The sequence below is a fragment of the Bacillus sp. FSL R9-9834 genome (genome assembly GCF_038006905.1).
Classification (GTDB): domain Bacteria; phylum Bacillota; class Bacilli; order Bacillales; family Bacillaceae_G; genus Bacillus_A; species Bacillus_A pacificus.
On sequence record NZ_JBBOWD010000001.1, the window covers coordinates 3,167,109 to 3,192,751 of the forward strand.

A 25,643-nucleotide genomic window follows, 5' to 3' on the forward strand; every position below is an offset into this window, starting at 1 on the left:
TATTAAACCTCTTTAATAAGTGACTTTAATTATACTTATTAAACAAGTTTAATAAGTAACCCTATAGTAGCATACTTTTTAACATATGCAACTAAGAAGCTTCAAAAGAATATGCGAACTCTTTGCTTTACTGATCGATATGACGAATAAGTTATAGAGAAAAAAGAGGGAACGCTCAGCGCTCCCTCTCAAATCCAATCCGTTTCTTAATTTCTGTTAAATTTACCTTCGCAATAGCCCGCGCCCGCTCAGCACCTTTTTCCAACGCTTCATATAATAAATTCGGTTCATTCATATACATAGCATATTTCTCACGTGGCCCAGCTAATTCACGGTCTACAACGCGGAATAACTCTTTTTTCACATCGCCCCATCCGATTCCAGTCTCATATTTTTCACGTAACGACTGCATTTCACCCTCTGTCGCAAATTCTTTATAAATTGTAAATAACGTTTCTAGTTCTTTCGGTTCATTTGGAAGTGAAGAATCTGTTTTGATTTTAAATATTAACTTTCGTAGTTTTTCTTGCTCCGCAAATAACGGGATAACATTCCCATAACTTTTACTCATCTTCCTTCCATCAAGACCAGGTAAGATTGCACCTTCTTCTTGTATGACATACTCTGGAAGTGTAAATGTCGTTCCGAAAGTATGATTAAAATACGTGGCAATATCACGCGCGATTTCAATATGCTGAATTTGATCTTTTCCGACAGGTACATGCGTAGCCTGAAATAGCAATATGTCAGCTGCCATTAAGATCGGATACGTATATAATCCCATATTCACTCCGGCATCGACCTCTAAACCCGCTTCTTTATTTTGCTCTACCTTCGCTTTATACGCATGAGCACGGTTCATAAGCCCTTTCGGAGTTAGGCAAGCTAATATCCAAGCTAATTCTAGAATTTCTGGTACTTCCGTTTGCCGATAAAAAATAACATCTTCCCCAAGTCCAAGTGATAACCAAGTAGCTGCTACCTCTTTCGTATAACTACTGAACTGACTCGGATCATGCACAGCATTTAACGCATGATAATCCGCTATAAAATACAATGCTTTTCCTTCATTCTTCTTTGACATTTGCAACGCAGGTTTAATTGCACCAATATAATTTCCTAAATGCGGATAACCCGTCGGCTTAATTCCTGTTAACATTATTTTGTCACTCATCCTAACTCCTCCTTTCTCAAAATAAAAAGAGTCCCTCATCCTTCAAAAAAGGACGAGAGACTCCCGCGGTACCACCTTAATTAGCTATCTTTATAGCTCACTTCACACTTCAATAACGGGAAGTAACCGTCTTTACCTACTCATTTCAGTTAGAAGCTCCAGAGCCCATTCCATATTCATTCCTTGCTGATTCCCACCACACATCAGCTCTCTGAAAAGTTTCGAATATGTACTCTTCTCTTTCATCGCTTTTCGTTATTTTTTACAGTTTATCACATTTTACTTTAATAAAAAATAGAATTTTCAGTTTTATATTAAAGTACTATTTCTTTCCTTTATATCAATCAGCTAATGGAGCGACTACATTTCTTGAATCATTTCTACTCTGTTTCCAAATGGATCTCTAAACTCAAAACGTTCAAAACCAGGTATAGGTACCCCTTCAATTATCTGAATTTCATTTTGTTCCAACACATTTCTCCAATACGATATATCCTCTACTTGATAAGCAATATGGGCTTTTGTTTTTAGCCGATCAAAATCATCTTCTGTACCTATATGTACTTCTCTATCTGCCACTTTTAACCAAAACCCTCCACGCCCCTTTAATGATTCGGGCTTTTCTTTCTCAGTGAGACCAAGAATTTCACAATAAAATTTTTTCCCCTCTAGTTCGGCGCCTTTTGGAATAGTTATCTGAACATGATGTAAACCAAGAATCATAAAATCCTCTCCTGTTATAAATTTTCAATACTCTTTATTTTTAGAATACACTATTATCTTACACCATTAAATATAATACATGGAATATTTATTAATTATAATAATCGATAAGTTTTCCTTATATGTGTAGCATTACATCATAATCAAGCCGAAAAAACACTATTCTTTAAGTTGTCCAATCAAATTAGTTTTTAAAACATGGAAAGCCTTCCTTGAAATAGATCATTGGAAATAGCACACACACTTCTCTAAGCATTGTTATTCCCTTAACTTTGAAGAAGCAACAGCCCGACAGATCACTTACAGAGTATTAGACAGATGTTTAGCACCATTATTATTAATGCAACAAATACAAAAAAACAGAGAAGATTAATCTATCTTCTCTGTTTCAGCTCTTTTTTTCACGTATTCAACTTAACAAATCGATAACCATGCGTTACTAACACCTTTAATATCGCATACCCTGGAATTGCTAAAATAATCCCCATAATTCCAAATAAATTTCCTGCAGTTAAAATAATAAAGATGATAGTAATCGGATGAATATCTAACTTTTTCCCCATGACTTGCGGAGAAATAAATTTGCCTTCTGCTAATTGTACGACCATCATTACGATAATTACCTTTAAAACCATTGCTGGCGAGTCAATAAATGCGATAATTAAAGCTGGTGTAATTGCAATGATTGGTCCTACGTACGGGACGATATTTACAATCATCGCTAAAATAGCGAGTAGTACCGCATATTTAATACCGATAATAAGGTAACCAATTAATAGCATAATACCGATAAATAAGCTAACGATAATTTGTCCTCTAATATACGAGCTAATCGCATAATGCATATCGTCTAGTATTCTCATCGCTGCTGGTCGTCTTTGTTCTGAAATAAACTTTAAAAAGTGATTCGGTAATTGCTCACCATCTTTTAAAAGATAGAACAATATAAACGGAACCATTACAAACGTTAAAACGACCTCTGTAACAGTACTTAAAAATCCAGTTACATTTCCTGTTACTGATGATAAAGATTTCGTAAAATCAACTGTATAGTCTTTTACCATACTTGCTACATCAATATTTAAATTCTCCTGAATTTTCCCTAGTAAATTACTTTCTCCAAATCTACGTGCTGCTCGTTCGATTTCATGACCGAAATACGGTAAGTTATCTATCAATGCATCAATTTGATCTTTAATGATCGGGATTACTGTAACAACTAAAAATACAAATAATCCTAGTACGATTATATATATAGAAGCTATTGATACAATTCTCGAAACACCTTTCTTTTCTAAAAGTGAAACGAATGGATGCAAAATGTAAAATAGTACGCCCGCTAATAATACTGGGAAGAAAATTGTTTTTAAAAAGACGATAAACGGTGTAAAAACAAATGATATTTTTGTTAGTAATAATATGTTAATGAACAATAATGCAAACCCAAGTAATACTGCTAAATAATTGTGTTCTCTAAAAAACTTTTTCAACTTATCTCGTTTTCTTAAACTTACTTTCTCCAATAAAACCACCTCTTCGAATGATGAAAAGCCCTTATATAGGGCTTTTCATCATAATATAACTCTTTATTTCCTTGCAGCTTTCACTACAAATGATACAATAAGAACGAGCACAATTGATCCTAATAAAGCTGGTATAATATGAATACCACCTAGTGATGGACCCCAATCTCCAAATAATTTACCGCCTAACCAGGCTCCTAATAAACCAGCAATTATATTTCCAAACATGCCAGCAGGAAAGTCTTTACCTGTAATAGAACCTGCAATTGCACCTATAATAGCACCAACTATTAATGTGATAATCCACCCCATCTTTAGTCCTCCATTTCTATTATAGTGTAATTCAATTTAGCTACTAACTTCTTGTGTAACTATATAATTATTATATCCAAAAAAGAAAAATCTTGTCAAATCTATGAAAATAAAGTATATAAGGAGGTTTTACCATATGATTCAAAAATTAATCACAACTTCTCACAAAACTGCCACTTCTATTTTAAGCATTCAAATACCCGCTTATGAAATTGAGGCAAAATATATAAATAGTACAGCTATCCCGCGCCTTTATGATACTGTAGCCGATATTCAATCGTGTGATGAAATTTTCTACGGCTATTTTTATGAAGATACACTTGCTGGGTTTATTTCTTTTAAAATGAATGAAGAGGCAGTAGATATTCATCGTTTAGTAGTATCCCCCGATCATTTTCATAAAGGGATTGCAACAAAACTACTACTTTATGTATTTGACATGTTCTCCCCCTCCAAAACATATATTGTACAAACAGGGAAAGAAAATACACCTGCTCTTTCTTTATATAAAAAACATGGCTTTATTGAAGTAAAGGAGATCATATTACCCGATGGAGTGGTGTTAACCTCACTTAAAAAATCAGAAAACAACAAATAGTTTGACTCATCATTTTATTTATGTTATCTTTTACTTTATAAAACCTTTTGCTGAGTCCAAAATTTGGAGCGGGGGAACCATTTTTGTAGCTTTGCTACTTGGGGCGAATCTTATTTAAGTAGGGAAACTCTCACTTCCCGAGTCCGACAGCTAACCTCGTAAGCGTAATGGGAGAGGAAGGTGCTTTTTGCCTATGTTACACATTTTGCCTCCTTAATAATAAATATGGGATCGATACCAAATAGTCACCTATATTTATAGAAAAGGAGAAATGTATAATGTTACGTTTATCTGATCACGCAATAAAAATGATGGAGCAAAGACTTCGAATAGAAAAACAACGCACATATCAAGCAAATAAAGTTGTCGATAATTTACATCACAAATACTTCTTTCAACATATTTTTCAGCCGAAAAGATAAAGAGAAAAACACAAGGAGTGTCTTTGTAGACACCCCTTGTGTTTTTTATATTCCTTATAATATTCTCACTACATTTAAACTTGCTGTAATCGCACCTGCTATGGTCGTTACATGCCCTACACCTAATGGACCATTCTGTAATACTAACGTTGAATTAGCACTCGTTACATTCACAAGGAGCGTATTTGAAATAGCTGGTTCTAGAACGACCGTTGATGTCGTTACGTTTTGTATAAAACTCCCTGTTAGTTGTGTTCCATTTAATAGCAACCTAACAGATACAGTCTCATTCCCCCCATTAGCATCCCCTTGAAAATAGTAGCTTACTAAATATATTCCTGGCGTCGCTACTGTGACTGTCGTAGCACTCGTTAATGATACACCTGTTCCATATACAGTGGATCCTGAATTAATTGGAATGTTGGCATTTGCAGCAATTGTGCTTGTTGAGGTCGAAAAGAAATATCCACCACCTGTCGATATAGCAGATGATCCTGTTGCTCCAGTTAAGCCTGTTGGACCCGTGGCACCTGTTGGGCCTGTTACTCCTGTTCCCCCTGTCGCTCCTGTTATGCCTTGTAGCCCTTGGGTTCCTGTCGGTCCTGTCGCTCCCATTGCTCCCGTTGGGCCGGTTGCTCCCGTTACACCGGTTACTCCTTGCGGCCCTTGAATTCCTTGTATCCCTTGTGGACCCGTTACCCCCGTTTGACCTGTCGCCCCCGCCTGACCTGTTATCCCTTGTGGACCTTGGATTCCTTGTATGCCTTGTGGACCTGTTGCTCCTGTCGCTCCTGTTGCTCCCGCCTGACCTGTTACGCCTTGTGGTCCTTGAATCCCTTGAGGACCTTGTGGACCCGTTACTCCAGTTGGACCTGTTGCTCCCGTTGCTCCGGTTGGTCCCGTCGAACCGGTTATCCCTTGAATTCCTTGCGGGCCAGTGGGGCCTGTTGGACCAATAGGCCCTTGGATTCCTTGGATTCCTTGAATGCCCTGTGGACCGGTTGGGCCTTGTAGACCTTGTATGCCTTGAATTCCTTGTGGGCCTGTTGCCCCTGTTGGACCAGTTGGACCCTCTGCACCTTGCACTCCTTGGATTCCAGTCGCTCCGGTTGGCCCTATATTTCCTTGAGGTCCCTGTATGCCTTGAATTCCTTGTGGACCGGTTGGGCCTGTTATGCCACTCGGTCCTTGTACTCCTTGGATTCCTTGAGGTCCAGTTGGTCCCTGTATGCCTTGAATCCCTTGTAGCCCCTGTAAACCAGTTGGACCTGTTTCTCCCCTTACCCCTTGCTCACCTTGTATGCCTTGAATTCCTTGTGGACCGGTTGGACCGATTGGACCTTGCGCCCCTTGCTCGCCTTGTGGGCCGGTTGAGCCGGTAGCTCCTACCGGTCCCTGTATCCCTTGTAAACCTTGTAGACCGGTTGGACCTGTTACTCCCATTACACCTTGAGGTCCTTGAATACCTTGATCACCCGTTGGACCGGTTGCACCCATCGGTCCCTGTACTCCTTGCAAACCTGTTAAACCGGTTGCTCCAGTTGGTCCCTGTACTCCTTGCACTCCTTGAATTCCAGTCGCTCCCGTTACACCAGTTGCTCCCGTCGGGCCTGTTGGACCTCCTGGTGATCCTGCTGGACCTGTTGGACCGGTCGGACCTCCTGGCGGTCCGGTTGGGCCGGTTGCTCCCGTTGGACCTGTTGCAGATCCTGTTGGACCGGTTACTCCTGTTGGACCAGTCGGGCCTGTTGGACCTGGATCCCCTTGCAAGCCTGTTGGGCCTGTTGGACCTATTACACCTTGCACTCCTTGAATTCCTTGAGATCCTGTTGGACCGGTTAGCCCCATCTCACCTTGTGGACCTTGTAAACCTTGGACGCCAGTTGCCCCGGTTGGTCCCATTGGCCCTTGTTCTCCTTGAATTCCTTGAGATCCTGTTGGACCAGTCGGACCAATTGGTCCCTGAATACCTTGTATACCTGTTACACCTTGTAAACCACTATTCCCTAAATTCCCTTGAGGACCTTGTATACCCGTATTTCCTGTTGGGCCAGTCGGACCAATTTCACCTTGCACTCCTTGTATCCCTTGTATTCCGGTTGGGCCTACCTGCCCCACTTCACCTTGCATGCCCTGTATACCTTGTATTCCAGTTGGACCTGTTTCTCCCATTGGCCCTGGTATTCCCTGTATCCCTTGTATTCCTGTTGGACCAGTCGGTCCTCTTCCCCCTTGCATACCTTGAACACCTTGAATTCCCTGTGGACCTTGTTCCCCCATAGGTCCTTGACTCCCTTGAGCACCCCGTGGTCCTGTTAAACCAGTTGGCCCCGTTGGACCGATTTCTCCCTGCACCCCTTGCACTCCTTGTATTCCTGTCGGACCTGTTGGACCAATTGGTCCTTGTACGCCTTGTATTCCTTGCGGGCCAGTCGGTCCACCTAAAGAACCTGTCGGCCCCGTTGGACCAGTCGGTCCCGTAATACCTGACGCTGGAAAAGGAATAGGTGCTTGAAACTTACTACACTTATCTTGATCCTTCACAAGCATCTCCCCCGTTATAACTAGCGTATCAAACTATTTTTAATACATTTAAACTAGCTGTTATCACACCAGATAATGTCGTTACATGGCCGATAGCTAATGGACCATTTTGTAAAGACAAAGTTGCATTTGAAGAAGTAACTTCAATGACCATCGTATTCGAAACTGCTGGTTCTAATATAAAAACACCTCCTGTAACATAAAAAATAAAACTCCCTGCTACTTGTGTTCCATTTAAAGTAAGCCTCACGGAAATCGTTTCATTCCCCCCATTTGGATCACCTTGAAAATAATAACTTACTAAATAGATTCCCGGCGTACTTAACGTTACAGTTGTTGCATTTGTTAAACTTACACCAGAACCAAAAACTGTAGATCCGGAATTAATTGGTATTAACGCATTCGCTGCAATTGTAATCGTTGAAGTAGAAAAGAAATAACCGCCCCCGCTTGGTAAACCAGTTGCTCCTGTTGCACCTACAATTCCTAAAAAACCTATAGACCCTTGACTACCAGTTGCTCCGGTAGGTCCTACAGCCCCAATCGATCCTTGACTACCTTGCGCTCCGGCTGGCCCTTGACTACCGCTAGCCCCTGTTATTCCACTTGCTCCAGTTGGGCCTTGTATTCCTTGTATTCCTTGCACACCTTGTATTCCAGTTACTCCTGTTGCTCCGGTAGGTCCTGTCATTCCTGTACTTCCTTGTATCCCCATAATCCCTTGAACGCCTTGTATTCCTTGTGCTCCTGTCGCCCCTACTTCTCCTGTCGCTCCTGTTTCTCCAGTTACGCCCGTAGCCCCAATATTTCCTTGTGGTCCCTCGGGTCCCTCAATACCTTGTGTACCTTGCACCCCTTGAGGACCTGTTATCCCGTTTTCTCCTAGATTCCCTTGGGGACCTCTAATTCCTTGCGCACCTGTCGGACCGGTTATTCCTTGTATGCCTTGCATTCCTTGAGAGCCTTGTGCTCCTGTTGGGCCTACTATACCTTGTATTCCTTGAGGTCCTTGCATACCAATAGCTCCAGTCGGTCCTATTATTCCTTGTACGCCTTGAGGACCTTGTGCACCTTGCGGACCTGTCAATCCCGTTGTCCCTTGTATCCCTTGAACTCCTTGGGTTCCTTGTACTCCAGCTGCCCCTGTTTCTCCTCGTATTCCTTGTGTACCTTGTATGCCCTGTGCTCCTGCTGGACCGGTTACCCCTTGGATTCCTTGTGTACCTTGAGCTCCTGCCGCTCCTGTTATGCCTGCCTGACCTATTATTCCTTGTAACCCTTGTATGCCTTGTGCTCCTGTTGGACCTGTTATCCCTTGTATTCCTTGCACACCTTTAGGACCTTCTGCACCCGTTGGACCGATTTCTCCCTGCGGACCTTGTATCCCTTGTGGACCTTCTACACCAGTTGCCCCTGTTATGCCTTGGTTACCTTGAGAGCCTTGTGCACCTTGTACTCCAACTGCTCCCACTACACCTTGAGCTCCTTGCGCGCCTCTTACACCTTGAGGACCAGTTGGACCAGTTATTCCTTGTAATCCTTGTGCTCCTATCGCACCAGTTCCCCCTGTTACACCCCGCGCACCAGTTTCGCCCGTTGGACCGGTTGGCCCCCCAGGTGGACCAGGCGGGCCTGATGGACCAGTCACTCCACTAGATGGACCAATGGGACCTGTTGCTCCTGTTGGTCCCCCAGGAGGACCTTCTACACCTTGTGTACCAGTTGGACCGGTTGCTCCAGTTATCCCTCGTACTCCTTTTGCTCCTTGAAAACCTGTAGATCCACTTACTCCTTGTATTCCCTGAACACCTTGTGGACCTTGAGGGCCTGTTACACCGGTTATCCCCTTTATTCCACTTATACCTTGAGGACCTTGTATTCCAGTAGAACCAGTTGGGCCTACTACACCTTGTATCCCTTGATCACCTTGGTGTCCTTGCTCTCCGGTAATTCCTTGTATCCCTGGTGGACCTTCTTCTCCTTGTATACCTGTAGTTCCATCCTCCCCTTGTATTCCTTGCGCCCCTTGAGGACCTTGTGGACCTGTTACACCTGTAATACCAGCTTCACCTATTACCCCTCGCATTCCTTGTGCTCCCGTTTGTCCCCGCTCACCTATTTCTCCTTGTATTCCTTGAGGACCTTGTATACCTTGACTACCAGTTAGGCCTGTAATTCCTTGTATTCCTTCTAATCCTTGTACTCCAATATCACCCGTTGGACCTTGATTTCCAATTAATCCTTGAGGACCTTGGAGGCCAGTTGGACCAGTTACACCTTGCTCTCCAGTATCACCAACGGCACCTTGTATTCCTTGAGCCCCTGTTGTACCTCGCGGACCTTGTATTCCCCTAATACCTTGAGGACCTTGGGACCCAGTTGCTCCCGTCGGTCCAGTCACCCCTGTAGGACCAACAGGACCTTCATGCCCTCCAGTTGGACCGATTGGACCACTATTACCTGTTGGACCAGTTGCTCCTATAAGCGGAAGAGGCAGTGCCACTCCAAATTTTTTGCACTTTCTATGATGACGCACAACAATCCCCCTTCCCCAAAATAATTACACCTTTTATATGAAATGCATTTTTATAAGAAAAGTATACAGCTGACCTCATTTTTTAAAAAATAAAGAAGCCTATCATTTCATTCATTTGAAATGATAGGCTTCTTTTTATTAAACACTTTACTTTCTCGCCTTAATAATAAAAGTAGTTGGCACCATTCTAGCCTTATGTAAAGAATAATATTTCGTAGACGGCTCAGCTAGTTCTTCATCAAACGAGCTCGATGGTTCAGGCTCTTCTATTCTCTCAATTGTAAATCCGGCTCTATGTAACTCATTTATGTATGTACTTATTTTTCTCTTATATAATGTCGCTTGTACATCCTCTCCTTTAAATGTTTCAAACGTAATAGGAGTTTCCTCATGGTAAGAAGACTTGAAAACAATTTCTTCTGTACCATACTGTAAATTTGAATATACGGGATGCTCCCAGCTAAAAACAAAGCTTCCTCCTGGCTTTACATATGAATATATCAGTTCCAACGTTTTTCTTAAATCCGAAGTCCATCCTAATGCATAAATGGAGTATACAATATCAAAATAATCTTTCGGTATATCCCCTTCTTCTTCCATTGCTCCACATATTAACTTTGAATCCCAACTCTTTAACGTTTCATTCGCTGTTTTAATTTGCTCACTTGAAAGATCAAGCCCCCATACTTCCTCAGCGCCATGTTCAGCCATATATTGCAACGAATGCCCACTCCCACATCCAATATCAAGTACCTTTTTACCTTTAATTGAATCGAACAAATGAATTTCATCTTCAGACGCCGTATAAGGACCATATTTCGGTAAACAATCCACTTGAAAGAAATATGGTGCAACTGTATCCCAACACTTTTTATTTAAAGCTAACATTTGCGTACCTTTCATATGCTACATTCCCCCATCCAATTTTCTTCCCCATAATATAAATTAGACATTATAACCCGATCTCCCTTTTCTCTTCGCCCTGTAATTTTTTACTTTCGCGATTGTTCCACATGCTCTTCCTTCTTCTCCAGCATACATACCGCACCATCTTTTACTTCCATTTCGTGAATTGTCATAAAATACCCAGCGGCAATCTGGACATGCTTTTAACCTCCCCCATAAATTTTCTTGAACTGCTATTAAAACAATGCTTAATACTTTTGTATATACAGTTTCTTCGTGTATTGGTTCATACGTAATACCTTTCATATCTTCCATTACATGTACATGAAATGGATATTTCTCTAACCACTTTTGCAATGATCCTTCACCTTCAATTGCCGCCCGAATATCTTCTCGAAAACTTTTTAATTCCTCTATCGTATGAAATGGAAACTCTTCATGAAAATATTCTTTCATAAAGAGCTTTATATCCTCTTCTGTTTGCAGCAAATCAATTGCTTCTCTCGTATCGTTTGGTATTCTCCATGTATTTAAAAATTCTCGAATATACTCTAATTCGTTTGGTGCGTTTTGGCTCAATTCCATTCACCTTCTTCTTAAAATTTACTTTTTTCTGACTTTGTGTATAATTATAGTATAAAATAGTTAACCATCAAATGATTTTACTGGTTACATAATTAGGAGGGGTTTTATGAAAAGTTTCTCAATACCGATACGTTTCATGCTTATTTCTTCATTTTTTATGTCTTTTGGGTATTTTGCAGTATACGCATTTTTAGCTATTTATCTATTAAGCTTTCTTCATTTTTCAACTTTTCAAGTCGGAACAGTGTTGACAGTTATAATAATTACATCACGGGTTATCCCTTTATTCTCAGGTTTAATTGCTGACAAAATAGGCTATATCATTATGATGATAGCCGGATTATTTTTAAGAGGAATCGGATTTATCGCTTTAGGAATATGCTCTGATTTCTATACAGTTTCTATTTCTTCTGCACTTATTGGCTTCGGAACTGCATTTTACGAACCTGCTGCGCGCGCTATATTTGGCTCACAGCCAGCTCATTTGCGAAAAAATTTATTTACATATTTAAACCTTAGCTTTAATTGCGGTGCAATAATCGGACCAATTGCAGGAGGGTTCTTACTCTTACTCGATCCAATCTATGCTTTCTCTCTAACAGGATCTCTTATGCTGTTATTTGCTTTAATCTTTTACTTACTTAAAAACCACTTCCAAGTCACTACTGAAAGTACGTCTATTGCATTAGGAATACAGACTATCTTACAAAACAAGTCTTTCCTTCTGTTTTCATTTATCATGATCTTCTTCTATATTATGTTTACTCAGCTTACTGTCGCACTTCCACTTCATATGAAAAACATTAGTAATAGCAATCAGCTTGCTACATTAGTCATTACGATAAATGCAATAACAGGCGTCATATTTATGGTGTTATTTCGAAAACTCTTTCACAAATACAACACGCTTTCATTTATTAAATACGGTATTTTATTAATGAGTATTTCCTTTTTACTCATCCCTTTATTTCAACACCCATATTGGCTATTTATTTGTGTAATTTTCTTTACAATTGGTGAAACACTCGTATTACCTAACGCTGATATCGCTATTGCAAATTACAGTAATGAATCATATACAGCTACTTTCTTCGGATTTTATCAATTATCACTCGCATTTGGTTTTATCATCGGTAATTATACCGGTACATGGTTTAAATCCAAATTAAACGGAATGTATACACCATGGCTTATTTTCGGGGGAATAGGACTTATTGGTTTTATTTCACTTCATATTTTAAATATAAAAAAAGAGCGCTCTAAAGAAGATATATACCTACTAGAAAAATATTGATACTCAACAATAAGTAAAATTTTCAATCTCCCTTAAATTTGATTTACACCCTGCCCTGATTTACATATTATGGTACAATCAAAAGAGTACTAGCTAAACATTTACGCTCCACACTAGCAGTCTAACAATGCCAAAATCAAAAATTACATAGAATCGGGGGGATGTTATGAAAAAGAAATTAATTGTTCTTCTATTCACCGGAATCATATTATCCGGATGTTCAGCTATTGCAGAAAATTCTTTAGAAACCGGAAACGGCAGTATGGCATTATTAACACCAACGATTACAACAAAAGATAATGAATTAGAAATTAAGACTGAAGGTATTGATGAAAATAAAGTAACTTTTATTTATGTCGCTAATAAAAAAGTGTTGGAGCAAAAGCTAAAAAATGGTGAATCCTACAAGCTTAACATTAAAGATATCGAACACGCTCATAGGACAGACTACAAACCTAAAGTTCAACTTTTGCAAACGAAAGATGATCATAATGATGGAGAAATAGTTACCTTTAAACAAGTTAGATATACGGTTAAAAACTAATTTTAAAGTTGTTTCATTATAAATAACAGTGGATAAATGTAAGGGGTGCTAACATGAAAAAACGATGGATTTCTTGGTGGATCGGTAACATATTTTGGATTATCGTTTTTGGAATATGGGCCGCTATTATTTGGCTACGAGATGTTGATGGTGCTGGTGTTATTCAAACACCCGAAATTAAATCCATATCACTTATCGTTTTATTAATCGCGTTTATCATACCGGTATTTTTTCAAGTTATATGGCTAATTATTAATTTGAGGATGAGCAGAAAAAATAATTATACGATTTAGTTTTTCAATTAACAATAGAAAAGAGAGGAATCTACATCAAAATAGATTCCTCCCTTTTACATTTGGACTTATACTGCGCTTTTCATGCAGCACTACTCCTCTTTTTTTAAGATGCATGTTCATCTTTCTTCTTCATTAACGCTCTTTTCTTCATCGCCTTCGTTAAATATCCGCCTTTAAATGAACGAATTTCATAAGAAGACATAAACGCTTTCGGTGCAATTTCATTAATAATTTCTAACAGTTCTTTTTCTCTAGAACGCTTTGCGACGATATCTAAGCGATAACGTATTGAATTAATACCTTCGCCTTCAAATACTGTAACGCCAAATCCAGAGTGACGTAACTCATCTACTAATTCATTACAACGGTCTAGTAAACTAACTTGATACGTAATATAACCAATTGCTAATTTATTCTCTATATAACCGCCTAATAACAGTCCCGCACTAAAGCCAATGACATAGGCAACGATGTTCATCCAATTTGATAAATCTTGAAACACAATACCTAAACTGACAATGTAAATAGCTCCTTCTAACAATCCTACGCCAGCAGCGGATCTTGTTTGATTCTTTACAAGCAAAATCGTACGGATTGTTAAAATGGGAACGTAAATAATTTGAAGCACAAAAATAAGTAGCGCTTGTAACATTGGTATCCACCTCTTTCAAAAAGTCTTTTGTCATGATAACATACATAACCTTAAGAAATCGATGGGTTTTTAAATTTTTTTTTATTATTTTTCATACTATTGAAAAACGTAAAAAAGAAGCGTATTATATTTGTCGTTAATTTGGTTATTTGTATCATATCAATAAAATAAAAAGGAACCCATTAGGTCCCTCTCATCATAGCTCTATGTTTTTCGAAGCATGTTCCCTTTTCTTCTCTTCTTCTTTCACTACCTGCATATTTGCATAAGCTAAATTCGCAATCATTAAAAAGTGACCACCTAAAATACCTGTACCGAATGCCCACATTTCCATTTCATGTTCAATTTCATACATGATGATAGCTCCTAAAATGGCAGCTGCAAATCGGTTTAAAACTCCTAATCCTGGAGCCTTTTCCTTCATTACGATACTTTTCCCGAGTTTCTCTACTCTGCGAGCTAATAACCAAAGGCAATATGCACTTACAGCTAATCCGATACCAAACCCTGTTACTTGTTTTCCAAACGGAGTAATCGTCCACATAAGTAGTAAACCACTAAAGATCACATACAATTGTAATCGATATACACGTAAGGCTTCTTGAATCAAAATATCCGCTCCTAAGTTCTCATTTTTTTGTACTTTAGAAGAAAAGCAGCAACCTACACAGTTGCTGCTTTCTCTTCTTCTTGTTCCTCTTCCATCTTACGAATTTCAACACGTTTAATTTGGTAAGCGTCTTTTTCTAACACTTTAAATTCATAACCTTCCGCCTCAACGTGTTGTCCTTCTTCGATTTCATGATTTTGCATCATAATCCATCCACCGATTGTATCCACATCATCTTCTTCAATGTGTAATCCAAATAAATCTTTCACTTCTGAGATAAGCACTTTTCCATCAACAATGATATGTTGCTCGTTCACATGTTGAATTGGTGGTGCTTCATCCTCATCATATTCATCACGAATTTCGCCGACGATTTCCTCCAAGATATCTTCAAGCGTTACAATTCCAGCTGTCCCTCCGTACTCATCATATAAAACAGCCATCGGAATTCGCTTCTTCTGCATTTGAAGTAATAAATCGTGAATTGGAGTCGTTTCCATCACTTCAATAATCGGACGCATATACGAGCGAATTGATGATAAATCTTTTTGATCCTCGGTCATATATCGAATAAAGAAATCTTTTACGTTGACCATACCGATAATATCATCTTTATCTTCTCCAAAAATCGGATAACGTGTGTATCGCTCATTTTGGATTACTTTCATGTGTTCTTCTACTGAATCTTCCAGATAGAAACCAATGATTTCTGTTCGCGGTACCATAATCTCTTTTGCAATACGATTATCAAATTCAAAAATGTTATTTACATACTTGTATTCAGCCTGATTAATTTCGCCACTTTCATAGCTATCTGAAAGGATAAGGCGTAATTCTTCCTCTGTATGAGCTACTTCGTGTTCTGAAGCTGGTTTTAAACCGAATAAGCCAGTTACAACACGCGCTGAACCGTTCAATACCCAAATAAATGGATACATCACTTTATAGAACATCATTAATGGACCCGCCAATAATAACGTTACCCTTTCAGCCTTTTGAATTGCCATCGTTTTTGGAGCTAATTCTCCTACTACAACGTGTAAATACGTCATAATCATAAAAGCAAGACCAAATGTTAATACTGATGAAATAGAAGGATTTAAGTTCCATTTCTCAAATAACGGGTGTAATAACTTTTCAATTGTCGGTTCACCTAACCAACCTAATCCCATAGCTGTAACTGTAATACCTAATTGACAAGCAGATAAATATTCATCTAAATTTGTTGTTACTTTTTTCGCTGCTAAAGCACCGCGTTTTCCTTCTGCAACAAGCTGATCAATACGACTTGAACGTACTTTTACAATCGCAAACTCAGCTGCTACGAAAAATCCAGTAAATGCGATTAAAATCGCAACCATGACTAAATTAAATATTTCCAATGAATCCCCTTAGTTAAAAAACTAAGGTGTCCACCTCCTGTATACTATAATGTTTTCTTATTTCTTTCTTAGAAAACATAGCCCGATACAAAAATTAAAGAGGTCGGATTTCACTTTTTCTATAGTAATAGAGCAAGTGTCTGTATTAAAGCTGTCGTTTGACCAGATAAAGATTTCGATATTTTTTCACGTTGTGAATCAGTCAATCCATCTAAAAGCGGCTTTAACTCTGTTAACTCTGCTTCTAATCGATGAATATGGTCTGTCACTTCATTCACTTGTTTCGAAACGTGTTCATTGATACCGAGCAGCTTCTTCTTCTCCTCGATTTTCTCTTTAATCTCACAAAGCGGCATATGCATTTCTTTGCACTTCTCAATAAATTGTAATGTCTCAACTGCTGTTTCGTCGTAATAGCGATAATTAGATTGAGATCGCTCCGCTTTTAAGATACCTAGATTCGTATAATAATCAATCGTTCGTTTCGACACGTGAGCCATGAGAGCCAACTGTCCGATTCGATACACCTTCCCAACGATCTTCCCCCCTTGTTTATATTACTAACATCATACAATACATAAACTGTACAGTCAAACGTGACGGTTTACTATTCATAATTTATACACAATTTCACACACATCTAAGTATGTAGTATATTCACAAGCTATAACTCTATCTATATAGTTAGATTGCTGTTTTTTCGATATACTGATACTAAAATAGGAAAATGGAATTCCCCGTTCCTTTCAACCTTTCTTACTGTAAAACATATGATAATAATAGTGAAATACAATCATTATTTATGCAATTGGAGGAGATTAAAATCACTAGGACAGTTATCTCTCACTTTTATAACGAGGAGTATTTATTACCATGGTGGCTTATGCATCACACAAAAATATTCGATCACGGTATTTTAATTAATAGAGGTTCTACAGATCGTTCCGTAGAGATTTGCAAATTATTTGCTCCCCACTGGGAAGTACGAGATTCAAGATTTCTTGAATTCGATCCCACTAATACTGACATTGAAGTAATGGAAATTGAAAGAGAAGTTTCAGGTTGGAAGATGGTATTAAATACTACAGAATTTCTTTGTTGTAATAATGTAGAAGAATTTTTCTCATCACTTCATACGTTAGGCCAAAATATGTATGCGATTAGAATGATTGTCATGATTGACAAGCATGATTACAATTATTCAAAACTAAGATACTCCATTCCTTTAGTAGAACAACGATATCACGGGCTCTTTCCTTATAAACCAGAAACCGGCTGTGCCTGGAGATTTATACACAACCATCTTGATGGTGCATATTTACCAGGCAGACATTTTTCTCGGCACCAACCTATCGTTTATAACTCTCCTTCATTCATTTTCAAATTTTATTTTAGCCCTTGGAACGAACATACAAAGGCAAGAAAATTACAAATTACACCTACCCTTTCAAAAAAGGGCGTTCGAATGGGACTTCAAACACATTATGGTCAGTCCCCTGAGCAACTCGAAACTCGATTTTTAGAGCTTAGTAGCATAACCCAAGATCTTCGTAACCACCCTGAATACCAACAATTATTCCCTAAATTCAAACCTTAATATTTCTCACCCTATCATATTCCACACATTTTTACACACTTAGCTAAAAACCATACCATTTGTATTTCATATGAATACTGTATATATTATAAATTTTTATTTTAGGAGGAAAAAATGAAAGCTGTTATTCTTGCTGGTGGATACGGGACAAGGATTGGGGAGGAAACACATTTAAAGCCGAAACCTATGATTGAAATTGGAACAAAACCTATTTTATGGCACATTATGAGTTTGTATAGCCATTACGGTATTACTGAATTTATTATTTGCTTAGGCTATAAAGGATATGCGATTAAAGAATTCTTTCTAAACTACAACTTACACATGTCAGATTTCACGATACATTTAAGAGATAATACAATTACTAGCCATTCTCATCGTGTAGAACCGTGGAAAGTTACACTAATCGATACTGGTGTAAATACCGAAACGGGAGGACGAGTGAAAAGAATTCAAAATTTTGTTGGAGACGAACCTTTCTGCCTCACTTATGGTGATGGATTAAGTAACGTAAATATAAAAGAACTTATTGCATTTCATAAAAAACATGGAAAAATGGCAACTGTTACCGCCGTACAACCTCCTGGTAGATTCGGTTCTCTCATATTAGATAAACAGTCTGTAACATCTTTTCAAGAGAAACCACTCGGGGATGGCGGATGGGTTAACGGTGGATTTTTCGTTTTAAACCCTGAAGTTTTCAATTACATTAGTGGAGATAAGTCTGTTTTTGAAACAGACACTTTAGTTCAGTTAGTAAACAAAAACGAACTATCAGCATATCAACATACTGGTTTTTGGCATCCGATGGATACATTGCGCGATAAAAATAAATTAGTCGAGCTATGGGAAAGTAATAACGCTCCGTGGAAGGTTTGGTAATATGGCTTCTTCATCTTTTTGGAATAAGAAAAAAGTATTTATTACGGGACATACTGGATTTAAAGGCTCTTGGCTCACCCTTTTCTTAGCTTCTTTAGGTGCAGAAGTAGTTGGTTTTTCTTCTCATCCCCCATCGATTCCTAATCTTTTTGAACAATGTAACGTAGCAAAAGAGTGCATAACAATTCATGGCGACATTACAGATTACGATTCTTTATTCCACGCCCTAAAACATCATAACCCTAACATACTATTTCATTTAGCTGCCCAGCCAATCGTCACCACTTCATACAAAAATCCTATCGAAACATTTAAAACGAATGTTTTAGGCACTGTTCACGTATTAGAAGCTGCAAAACATATAGAAAGTATACGTGGCATCATTAATGTTACAAGTGATAAATGTTATGAAAATGACGGGAGCGGTAACCGGGCATTCGTGGAAATTGACCGACTAGGAGGTTTCGACCCTTATAGTGCTAGTAAAGCTTGCGCTGAACTAGTGGCAACATCCTATCAAAAGTCATTCTTCCGTACTAATACACAGAAACTCGCCTCAGTAAGAGCAGGTAACGTCATCGGTGGTGGGGATTGGGCAGAAGACCGATTATTCCCAGATGTCATTCGTGCATATTTACAAGATGGTACATTAACGATTAGAAACAAAAATGCTATTCGCCCGTGGCAACACGTATTAGATCCTTTACACGGCTATATCCTTTTAGCTGAAAAACTTTGGACAGACGCTGAATATGCAGAAGCATGGAATTTCGGCCCGTTGAACGAACCTAACAGAACCGTTCACGATGTCATTCAATCTGTAATAAAATTATGGAATAAACAACTAACAATCACTTCCCCCTCTACAAACACTCCTTATGAATCGCCTGTTTTAACACTCGATAGTACAAAAGCAGTAACTAAACTCGGCTGGACTCCTAAGTTATCAACAGATAAGGCTATCACTTGGACTGTTGATTGGTACAAAAAATATGCATCTGGTGAAAATATCGAATCTTTCACGCGACAACAAATCGATGCATTCAAAAATTTATAAGGGGGCTATAAAATGGAACAGAAAAAATGCCGTTTTTGCCACTCATTACTCAGCAACACTTTTTTAGATTTAGGTGTTTCTCCTCTCGCTAACTCATTTGTTTCTCCAGAAAACTCATATAAAATGGAACCATTTTATCCATTGCACACATTTGTTTGTCACTCTTGTTTACTCGTACAATTAGATGAATTTGAATCTCCGCACAATATTTTTCATGACTATTTATACTTTAGCTCTTACTCATCAAGCTGGCTACTGCATGCTAAACAATATGTAGAAATGGCGATTAAGCGCTTCTGCTTAAAGAAACATTCAAAGGTGGTTGAAATCGCGAGTAACGACGGGTACTTATTACAATACTTTCAAAAAGAACATATCGAAACGTTAGGAATTGAACCAGCAAAAAATGTAGCAGAAATCGCTATCCAAAAAGGAATCCCTACTGAAGTGAATTTTTTCAGCAACGACTTAGCAAAAAAATTACCGCAAGCAGATTTAATCATTGCTAATAACGTATTAGCACACGTTCCGAACTTACATGATTTTGTGGCAGGTTTAAAAACGTTATTAAAACAAGACGGAACAATAACAATTGAATTCCCGCACTTATTAAATCTCATATCATTTAAACAGTTTGATACGATCTACCATGAACACTTCTCCTATTTCTCACTTATAAGCCTGCAAAAAGTTTTAGCTCACCATCATTTACAAATTGTCGATGTAGAAGAACTTGCAACGCACGGTGGTTCCTTACGTATTTTTGTAAAACATCATAGTGACGAATCAACTATCCATTCTAGTGTTACAAAATTAATCCAAAAAGAAGTAGATCACGGGCTAAATACATTAGATTGTTATCTCCTTTTTTCTAAACGCATCGAGCAATTGAAAATAAGTATTTTACAGTTTTTTATCGAAGCGAAAGCTTTAAACAAACAAATTATCGGTTACGGTGCCCCAGCTAAAGGAAACACCCTTTTAAATTATTGCGGGATAGGAAAAGAATTTCTAGCTTATACAGTAGATAAAAACCCTCATAAACAAAATCTCCTTCTACCAGGAACCCGCATTCCAATAAAATCTCCAGAAGAAATAAAACGTACAAAACCTGATTACATTCTTATACTTCCTTGGAATTTAAAAGACGAGATTATGAAAGAATGCTCTTTCATTCGTGAGTGGGGCGGCAAATTTTTAGTAACAATACCAGAAGTTGAGGTAATTGAGCCATGAAAAAAATCCTTGTAACAGGCGGTAGCGGATGGATTGGTAAATATGTTGTACATTCTCTTATTCAAAAGGGCTATGAAGTGCACGCCACTTACAATACAAATAAGCCTTCCCATCTTTCTTGCCATTGGCATAAAGTCAACTTACTTTGCGATGAAGAAGTAAAAAAACTCATTTACGACATGAAGCCTAGTCATCTCATTCATTTAGCTTGGGAAGCAGTGCCGCCAGCGTGTTATGTATCTATCAATAATTACTATTGGCTTACATCCAGCATCTCATTGATTCAACACTTCACAACATGCGGCGGAAAGCGAATCGTCGTTGCAGGCACCGGCGCAGAGTATGAATGGTTTAACGGCGTACTATTTGAAAATTCACCGCTTCTTTCCTATAAAACACCGTATTCATTATGTAAAAACGCACTACACTCCTGGCTACAAACGTACGCTGAGCAATCAGGCCTCAGCATGTGTTGGGGCCGTATTTTTCATATGTATGGCCCTCATGAACAGGGGAATCGGCTCGTTTCTAACATTATCACTTCTTTATTAAAAAATGAGGAAGCACTATGTACACATGGAAAACAATCAAGAGATTTCCTCCATGTGAGCGACGTCGCTCATGCTCTCGTAACGATATTAGAACACGACGTTACAGGCACAATCAATATCGCTTCTGGTCAATCTGTACAAATTAAAGAATTAGCATCTATCATTGGGACAAAGATAGGAAAAGAGCATTTAATTAAACTGGGTGCAATCCCTTTCTCTAAAGATGAACCTTTATTTGTCGGCGTTCATGTAGCGCGTTTAAAAACTGAAGTAAACTGGAAACCGACATACGATCTAAATACAGGAATCGAAGAAACAATTTCATGGTGGGAATCATTTATACAAAAGCATAACGGTACGCATCACTAAAACGTAAATCCTTCGTCCCTCTTGCTAATTCCTTATACCATTCTTCTAATCTTTCCGGCGTAATAATATGGTGTGTACCCATCCCCCGATCCTTACTAGCTTCAGAAAGGGTCGGACCAATTTGTAATTTCCTCTTTCTCATCTCATCGTTCCACGGGCTAAACCCAAACCATAATATACAAGCAAGAGGCGGATAAATCATAGATTCATGCGCAGATAAATGTCTTCCAACTGTATAACTTCCGTGTTCATGATTATGAATAAATCTACCTCTCCTCCATAACGGCCATTCTTCTGGTAAATAACCGTGAAATCGCTGCTTCATTAAAGGTATTCCAAAGTTAAGGTCCGGATAATTGTAGTTAGGATCATCTACCATAATAAGCCCTTCTAGCCAATACATTCTTCCTCCCAATTCATGAAGTGAATTCCAAAATTGATTTTTATCTTGCACACATAGAAACTCGGTCGTATTTAAAATCATTTTCCATCCCTTTACCTCTTGTTCCACCCTCATTACTTCATGATCTGTCGCTAATGCATCAAATTCTGGATTTGCAGAATCTCGTACTTCCCAGTGCGGCGCGAACTTTTTACAAATTTCAACGGAACGATCTGTTGAACCTTTATTAATTAAAATGCCATGATCAAACAGTTTCGTATGATGAGCAAGCCACCACGGTAATAAATACTCTTCATTATAAAAATGAGAAATAACGGTTGTAGTTATAATAATCTCCTCTTTCTCTATTAATCTATTTTTCATCCTACAACCAATATACTCATAAACTAAAAATATGTTTCCTATATTAATAACCAAATAGTATTACTAATATTTTTGTAAGTTTTCCTTCGGTACCCAGCCATCCTCACCACCTGTTTTTTCACACCAAACCCATCCATTCAATTCTTCTAATCCAATCAATCTTTCTCCAATACTTACATTTAATTCTTTGGCAGTATATTGTTTCGTAATGATTCCTACATCAGTTGTATTTTTCATTATAATTTGCTCCGGAACCCACCCTTTCCGGTCATATTTTTCTTCGTGACAAAACATCCAGTTTTCCCAATTTTCAGGACCATCGTCACTCTCTATCATTTTCACTACATCCCCCTCTTCTAAGCGAATTGGATCAGGATAATTGCTAACATATGATTTTATAACGATATATTTCATAACAACCTCCAATAATCAGAAAATTAAGTTATAATGTCATTATAACTTAAGAAGGAGGAATACACATGTACTACAACACTTCATTCGAAAACGATCAACCAGTAGGCCGTCTATAAACTAAGACGGGCATTCATATAACACATGCACTATGCCTCGTCTTAGGGAACTCATCATACCCTAAAAATAGACGGAGGTACTTTATATGAAACAAACAATTTTAGGAGCTATATGTTTATCACTAGCAGCTAGTATATGGGGCGGTATGTACGTTGTTAGCAAATATGTACTCGACTTTATCCCTCCACTAACACTCGTTTGGCTACGCTTTATCATTGCTTTTGTTGTTTTGTATATGATTTTAAAAATAGCTGAGAAAAAACAAAAGAAAACAGTAACCATTCACAAAAAAGATTGGCTCCTATTCGCTTGGATTGGATTTATCGGATATTTCATTTCGATCACTTGTCAATTTATCGGAACAAAACTATCCGACGCTCATACAGGATCTTTAGTAACATCAGCTACACCTGCATTTATGGTTATATTTGCAGCGATCATTTTAAAAGAAAAACTAACCGCTCGTAGATTACTATCTACCATCATAGCGACAATCGGTGTCATTATCGTAATCGGATGGGATATTGAAATTGGCTCCTATTTTATCGGTACAATCATATTAGTTGGGGCAGCTATTACGTGGGCTCTACTATCTATTTATGTAAAAATTGCTTCAGCTCGATTTTCATCTTTAGTGATTACAACGTACGCTATATTCTTTTCACTCTTTTTTATTACACCTTTTATGGTATGGGAATTTCAATCAAACCCAATTGAACATATGAACCTATATGTAGTATTAGGCGTACTTTATTTAGGAATCGTCTCAACTGCAGGTGCCTTTTTCCTTTGGAATAAAGGATTAGAATTAATGGATGCAAGCATCGGCTCGTTATTTTTCTTCTTCCAGCCTATTGTTGGATCATTGCTTGGTTGGCTCTTATTAAATGAGACATTAAATAGTAACTTTTTTATTGGTGGTATTCTTATTGTATGTAGTGTTTTTATTACTACTTTTGAAAAGAAATGAAAAACAGGCAGAGATACTTAATCTCTGCCTGTTCGTATAATTGGATCTTGGTCGTGAAAACCAATACAAATCGGTATATTCCTTTGCACTTCACTACACGCACTCATAAAACTACATACCGTTCTAGCAATTAAATACAAATTTATACCAATTGCCTTTTCATTTATATCAAAGCCATTCTCAGCATACACATCTGCTAATTCTATAGACTTCGGTCCTTCAACATCATATGTCCATTCAGAAGCCCAATCATCATCCTCTTCTTCCAGCGAAAAATACTCTTCACAAATATAAAACTGACTATCCCATTCATTATCAAGATCATATTCAAAATAAATTGCTTTTGCCTCTTCACTAGTAGCGATTTGTATAGCTTCATACAATGCTAGTCGAATACTTTCCTCATATGCTCCTAAATGAATTGCTTTAATTCTCTCTGCATAACCCTTAGACGCTAACATGCAGCAAATATCATAATACTTCCCTTCTATTTGCTCTACTGCTAACGAAAAAACATCTTCTTGCATCTCTTCTAAATACTGAAATATATCCACACTAATTACTCCTCATTCTTTACGCACCCCAATGCGATGGACGGGACAACATTTTCGGTAATTTCGTATGTTTATCCCCTCTCGCCGCATTAACTTGAACTTGCGTCAGAAAAATACTATTTGTAAAATCGGCCCCACGAATATCTGCATCTCGCAAATCTGCCCCGATGAGATCTGCTCCTCTTAAATTTGCTCCATTTAAGTTAGCCGCAATTAAGTAAGCTCCTCTTAAATTCGCTCCTTGCAAATCTTTCTTTTTCAAATTTGCTCCCATAAGGTCTGCGCCTCGGTGAATGATTCTTTTCTTACGCGCAGTATTCATTTCCTTCCAAACTAGTTCGCTCGTTTCTAAAAGTAAAATATTCACTTCTGCACGATGTAATGGAATATTTACTTTCATTAACTCGTCCGCATTTAAATTTGAAAGACGCTCCGTCTCTTCAATCGCTATACTTAGCTCTTTATGAATTGGCTGCGTCGCCTGTAAAAGAATCGCCTCATTCAAATACCAAAGCATTTCATGTAGCTGATGCATAACTGGAAAAGCATCATACATTTTTCTCGCATGCTTCGCATCTTTCCGCCAATCTATCCCGTTAAATGTAACTTGAGAAATTTTCTGCCCAGCGCCAAAACATTCAAATACTGTACAACCTTTATAACCTTTTCCACGAAGATTTTTATGTATACTACATTTAAAATCTGATTGTAAATTGGAACATGGTTTCCCGCCATCTTTATTCACTGCAAAATCTACTGACGCTGCGAACGGTAATGCAACGCAACATAGACCGAAGCATTTTTCGCAGTTTGCTTTTAAATGATCGTTATGATTAGTCAAAATGTATACCCCCTGTTGTCTTTTGACTATTTCATAATATTCCAACCTTATTAAATAATCAATTTAAAAATAAACAAGCTTCTTTCATTTCAAATCATAACTTTATCATTCGATTTCCTTTCAATTGAAAAAGACAACTTCTATCCGATGAATTATAATTAAATTATAAATATTCTAACTAAAGGGAG

The 25,643-nt window shown here is 38.1% G+C and carries 27 protein-coding genes, 1 riboswitch and 1 other annotated feature; of the genes, 11 read left to right on the top strand and 16 right to left on the bottom strand.

Features of this window, described 5'->3' with window-relative positions; genetic code table 11:
- Positions 1 to 175 precede the first annotated feature (175 nt).
- The 4 genes from MKY00_RS16445 to MKY00_RS16460 all read right to left on the bottom strand — a co-directional run bounded on the left by MKY00_RS16445 (position 176) and on the right by MKY00_RS16460 (position 3,732).
- Positions 176 to 1,174, bottom strand: coding sequence for a tryptophan--tRNA ligase (locus MKY00_RS16445; protein ID WP_016718085.1), 999 nt, complete (start codon positions 1,172 to 1,174; stop codon positions 176 to 178).
- A gap of 45 nt (positions 1,175 to 1,219) precedes the next feature.
- Positions 1,220 to 1,429, bottom strand: a binding site (T-box leader).
- A 105-nt stretch (positions 1,430 to 1,534) separates the two neighbouring features.
- Positions 1,535 to 1,897 carry a VOC family protein gene (locus tag MKY00_RS16450; RefSeq protein WP_016718086.1) on the bottom strand — a complete coding sequence of 121 codons (363 nt, stop codon included), beginning with the start codon at positions 1,895 to 1,897 and terminating at the stop codon, positions 1,535 to 1,537.
- 401 nt (positions 1,898 to 2,298) lie between these two features.
- Positions 2,299 to 3,420, bottom strand: coding sequence for an AI-2E family transporter (locus MKY00_RS16455; RefSeq protein ID WP_016718087.1), 1,122 nt, complete (start codon positions 3,418 to 3,420; stop codon positions 2,299 to 2,301).
- 63 nt (positions 3,421 to 3,483) lie between these two features.
- A complete protein-coding gene (locus tag MKY00_RS16460) occupies positions 3,484 to 3,732 on the bottom strand; it encodes a GlsB/YeaQ/YmgE family stress response membrane protein (RefSeq protein WP_000539716.1) in 249 nt (82 codons plus the stop codon).
- A 136-nt stretch (positions 3,733 to 3,868) separates the two neighbouring features.
- Between MKY00_RS16460 and MKY00_RS16465 the strand changes: the two genes are divergently transcribed.
- Together MKY00_RS16465 and MKY00_RS16470 are read left to right on the top strand one after the other, a co-directional pair.
- A complete protein-coding gene (locus MKY00_RS16465; RefSeq protein WP_016718088.1) occupies positions 3,869 to 4,330 on the top strand; it encodes a GNAT family N-acetyltransferase in 462 nt (153 codons plus the stop codon).
- Between the two features lie 38 nt (positions 4,331 to 4,368).
- A riboswitch (cyclic di-AMP (ydaO/yuaA leader) is annotated at positions 4,369 to 4,511 on the top strand.
- 97 nt (positions 4,512 to 4,608) lie between these two features.
- The gene (locus tag MKY00_RS16470) at positions 4,609 to 4,752 is read left to right on the top strand and encodes a hypothetical protein (RefSeq protein ID WP_000945243.1); all 144 of its coding nucleotides are present in this window, start codon (positions 4,609 to 4,611) and stop codon (positions 4,750 to 4,752) included.
- A 54-nt stretch (positions 4,753 to 4,806) separates the two neighbouring features.
- Here the strand turns inward: MKY00_RS16470 and MKY00_RS16475 are convergent, their stop codons facing one another.
- The 4 genes from MKY00_RS16475 to MKY00_RS16490 all read right to left on the bottom strand — a co-directional run bounded on the left by MKY00_RS16475 (position 4,807) and on the right by MKY00_RS16490 (position 11,317).
- Entirely contained in the window at positions 4,807 to 7,302 is a 2,496-nt protein-coding gene (locus MKY00_RS16475) for a BC_3345 family exosporium-associated protein (RefSeq protein WP_262731404.1), read from the bottom strand.
- A 22-nt stretch (positions 7,303 to 7,324) separates the two neighbouring features.
- Entirely contained in the window at positions 7,325 to 9,832 is a 2,508-nt protein-coding gene (locus tag MKY00_RS16480; RefSeq protein ID WP_016718089.1) for a collagen-like protein, read from the bottom strand.
- A 147-nt stretch (positions 9,833 to 9,979) separates the two neighbouring features.
- Positions 9,980 to 10,735: a class I SAM-dependent methyltransferase gene (locus MKY00_RS16485; RefSeq protein ID WP_016718090.1), complete on the bottom strand. Its 756-nt coding sequence runs from the start codon at positions 10,733 to 10,735 to the stop codon at positions 9,980 to 9,982.
- Between the two features lie 42 nt (positions 10,736 to 10,777).
- Complete coding sequence (locus tag MKY00_RS16490) at positions 10,778 to 11,317, bottom strand: CGNR zinc finger domain-containing protein (RefSeq protein WP_029141160.1); 540 nt, start codon at positions 11,315 to 11,317, stop codon at positions 10,778 to 10,780.
- 112 nt (positions 11,318 to 11,429) lie between these two features.
- On the opposite strand from MKY00_RS16490, the gene MKY00_RS16495 reads away from it, so the two are divergent.
- From MKY00_RS16495 to MKY00_RS16505, 3 genes are all read left to right on the top strand, one after another.
- Positions 11,430 to 12,617: an MDR family MFS transporter gene (locus MKY00_RS16495; protein ID WP_000834832.1), complete on the top strand. Its 1,188-nt coding sequence runs from the start codon at positions 11,430 to 11,432 to the stop codon at positions 12,615 to 12,617.
- 166 nt (positions 12,618 to 12,783) lie between these two features.
- Positions 12,784 to 13,161: a hypothetical protein gene (locus MKY00_RS16500; RefSeq protein WP_016718092.1), complete on the top strand. Its 378-nt coding sequence runs from the start codon at positions 12,784 to 12,786 to the stop codon at positions 13,159 to 13,161.
- Positions 13,162 to 13,214: 53 nt separating this feature from the next.
- Positions 13,215 to 13,454 (top strand): DUF3923 family protein, encoded by a 240-nt coding sequence (locus MKY00_RS16505; protein ID WP_000747680.1) that lies wholly within the window; start codon positions 13,215 to 13,217, stop codon positions 13,452 to 13,454.
- Positions 13,455 to 13,560: 106 nt separating this feature from the next.
- Here MKY00_RS16505 and MKY00_RS16510 read toward each other — a convergent pair whose 3' ends face one another.
- The 4 genes from MKY00_RS16510 to MKY00_RS16525 form a co-directional block, all read right to left on the bottom strand.
- Positions 13,561 to 14,109, bottom strand: coding sequence for a DUF2179 domain-containing protein (locus MKY00_RS16510; RefSeq protein ID WP_000938438.1), 549 nt, complete (start codon positions 14,107 to 14,109; stop codon positions 13,561 to 13,563).
- Between the two features lie 196 nt (positions 14,110 to 14,305).
- The gene (locus MKY00_RS16515; protein WP_000613878.1) at positions 14,306 to 14,719 is read right to left on the bottom strand and encodes an ATP synthase subunit I; all 414 of its coding nucleotides are present in this window, start codon (positions 14,717 to 14,719) and stop codon (positions 14,306 to 14,308) included.
- Positions 14,720 to 14,772: 53 nt separating this feature from the next.
- Complete coding sequence (locus tag MKY00_RS16520) at positions 14,773 to 16,101, bottom strand: hemolysin family protein (RefSeq protein ID WP_000402269.1); 1,329 nt, start codon at positions 16,099 to 16,101, stop codon at positions 14,773 to 14,775.
- Between the two features lie 119 nt (positions 16,102 to 16,220).
- Positions 16,221 to 16,628 carry a MerR family transcriptional regulator gene (locus tag MKY00_RS16525; protein ID WP_000285644.1) on the bottom strand — a complete coding sequence of 136 codons (408 nt, stop codon included), beginning with the start codon at positions 16,626 to 16,628 and terminating at the stop codon, positions 16,221 to 16,223.
- Positions 16,629 to 16,903: 275 nt separating this feature from the next.
- On the opposite strand from MKY00_RS16525, the gene MKY00_RS16530 reads away from it, so the two are divergent.
- From MKY00_RS16530 to MKY00_RS16550, 5 genes are all read left to right on the top strand, one after another.
- Positions 16,904 to 17,698 carry a glycosyltransferase family 2 protein gene (locus MKY00_RS16530; protein WP_029141162.1) on the top strand — a complete coding sequence of 265 codons (795 nt, stop codon included), beginning with the start codon at positions 16,904 to 16,906 and terminating at the stop codon, positions 17,696 to 17,698.
- A 114-nt stretch (positions 17,699 to 17,812) separates the two neighbouring features.
- Entirely contained in the window at positions 17,813 to 18,580 is a 768-nt protein-coding gene (gene rfbF / locus MKY00_RS16535; protein WP_000648792.1) for a glucose-1-phosphate cytidylyltransferase, read from the top strand.
- Position 18,581: 1 nt separating this feature from the next.
- Positions 18,582 to 19,637, top strand: a complete 1,056-nt coding sequence (gene rfbG, locus MKY00_RS16540) for a CDP-glucose 4,6-dehydratase (RefSeq protein WP_016718094.1) — start codon at positions 18,582 to 18,584, stop codon at positions 19,635 to 19,637.
- Between the two features lie 12 nt (positions 19,638 to 19,649).
- On the top strand, positions 19,650 to 20,873 hold the full coding sequence (locus MKY00_RS16545) for a class I SAM-dependent methyltransferase (protein WP_016718095.1): 1,224 nt from the start codon (positions 19,650 to 19,652) through the stop codon (positions 20,871 to 20,873).
- On the top strand, positions 20,870 to 21,793 hold the full coding sequence (locus tag MKY00_RS16550; RefSeq protein WP_016718096.1) for an NAD-dependent epimerase/dehydratase family protein: 924 nt from the start codon (positions 20,870 to 20,872) through the stop codon (positions 21,791 to 21,793). The genes MKY00_RS16545 and MKY00_RS16550 overlap by 4 nt, the downstream gene beginning before the upstream one ends.
- Here the strand turns inward: MKY00_RS16550 and MKY00_RS16555 are convergent.
- Together MKY00_RS16555 and MKY00_RS16560 are read right to left on the bottom strand one after the other, a co-directional pair.
- Positions 21,762 to 22,559, bottom strand: a complete 798-nt coding sequence (locus MKY00_RS16555) for a glycosyltransferase family 2 protein (protein WP_016718097.1) — start codon at positions 22,557 to 22,559, stop codon at positions 21,762 to 21,764. The two genes, MKY00_RS16550 and MKY00_RS16555, sit on opposite strands and share 32 nt — an antisense overlap.
- A gap of 63 nt (positions 22,560 to 22,622) precedes the next feature.
- Positions 22,623 to 22,973, bottom strand: a complete 351-nt coding sequence (locus tag MKY00_RS16560) for an SH3 domain-containing protein (protein ID WP_016718098.1) — start codon at positions 22,971 to 22,973, stop codon at positions 22,623 to 22,625.
- 202 nt (positions 22,974 to 23,175) lie between these two features.
- Between MKY00_RS16560 and MKY00_RS16565 the strand changes: the two genes are divergently transcribed.
- On the top strand, positions 23,176 to 24,060 hold the full coding sequence (locus tag MKY00_RS16565) for a DMT family transporter (RefSeq protein WP_000814740.1): 885 nt from the start codon (positions 23,176 to 23,178) through the stop codon (positions 24,058 to 24,060).
- A gap of 17 nt (positions 24,061 to 24,077) precedes the next feature.
- Here the strand turns inward: MKY00_RS16565 and MKY00_RS16570 are convergent, their stop codons facing one another.
- Positions 24,078 to 24,614 (bottom strand): hypothetical protein, encoded by a 537-nt coding sequence (locus MKY00_RS16570; RefSeq protein WP_061183597.1) that lies wholly within the window; start codon positions 24,612 to 24,614, stop codon positions 24,078 to 24,080.
- Positions 24,615 to 24,633: 19 nt separating this feature from the next.
- Positions 24,634 to 25,455 carry a pentapeptide repeat-containing protein gene (locus MKY00_RS16575; RefSeq protein ID WP_016718100.1) on the bottom strand — a complete coding sequence of 274 codons (822 nt, stop codon included), beginning with the start codon at positions 25,453 to 25,455 and terminating at the stop codon, positions 24,634 to 24,636.
- Between the last annotated feature and the right edge of the window lie 188 nt (positions 25,456 to 25,643).

Coding starts and splice junctions, on each gene's coding strand:
- MKY00_RS16565 (WP_000814740.1), top strand. CDS start 23,176: ATGAAACAAACAATTTTAGGAGCTATATGTTTATCACTAGCAGCTAGT.
- MKY00_RS16445 (WP_016718085.1), bottom strand. CDS start 1,174: ATGAGTGACAAAATAATGTTAACAGGAATTAAGCCGACGGGTTATCCG.
- MKY00_RS16460 (WP_000539716.1), bottom strand. CDS start 3,732: ATGGGGTGGATTATCACATTAATAGTTGGTGCTATTATAGGTGCAATT.
- MKY00_RS16450 (WP_016718086.1), bottom strand. CDS start 1,897: ATGATTCTTGGTTTACATCATGTTCAGATAACTATTCCAAAAGGCGCC.
- MKY00_RS16495 (WP_000834832.1), top strand. CDS start 11,430: ATGAAAAGTTTCTCAATACCGATACGTTTCATGCTTATTTCTTCATTT.
- MKY00_RS16500 (WP_016718092.1), top strand. CDS start 12,784: ATGAAAAAGAAATTAATTGTTCTTCTATTCACCGGAATCATATTATCC.
- rfbF (WP_000648792.1), top strand. CDS start 17,813: ATGAAAGCTGTTATTCTTGCTGGTGGATACGGGACAAGGATTGGGGAG.
- MKY00_RS16530 (WP_029141162.1), top strand. CDS start 16,904: ATGCAATTGGAGGAGATTAAAATCACTAGGACAGTTATCTCTCACTTT.
- MKY00_RS16560 (WP_016718098.1), bottom strand. CDS start 22,973: ATGAAATATATCGTTATAAAATCATATGTTAGCAATTATCCTGATCCA.
- MKY00_RS16465 (WP_016718088.1), top strand. CDS start 3,869: ATGATTCAAAAATTAATCACAACTTCTCACAAAACTGCCACTTCTATT.
- MKY00_RS16470 (WP_000945243.1), top strand. CDS start 4,609: ATGTTACGTTTATCTGATCACGCAATAAAAATGATGGAGCAAAGACTT.
- MKY00_RS16555 (WP_016718097.1), bottom strand. CDS start 22,559: ATGAAAAATAGATTAATAGAGAAAGAGGAGATTATTATAACTACAACC.
- rfbG (WP_016718094.1), top strand. CDS start 18,582: ATGGCTTCTTCATCTTTTTGGAATAAGAAAAAAGTATTTATTACGGGA.
- MKY00_RS16505 (WP_000747680.1), top strand. CDS start 13,215: ATGAAAAAACGATGGATTTCTTGGTGGATCGGTAACATATTTTGGATT.
- MKY00_RS16475 (WP_262731404.1), bottom strand. CDS start 7,302: ATGCTTGTGAAGGATCAAGATAAGTGTAGTAAGTTTCAAGCACCTATT.
- MKY00_RS16510 (WP_000938438.1), bottom strand. CDS start 14,109: ATGTTACAAGCGCTACTTATTTTTGTGCTTCAAATTATTTACGTTCCC.
- MKY00_RS16550 (WP_016718096.1), top strand. CDS start 20,870: ATGAAAAAAATCCTTGTAACAGGCGGTAGCGGATGGATTGGTAAATAT.
- MKY00_RS16485 (WP_016718090.1), bottom strand. CDS start 10,735: ATGAAAGGTACGCAAATGTTAGCTTTAAATAAAAAGTGTTGGGATACA.
- MKY00_RS16545 (WP_016718095.1), top strand. CDS start 19,650: ATGGAACAGAAAAAATGCCGTTTTTGCCACTCATTACTCAGCAACACT.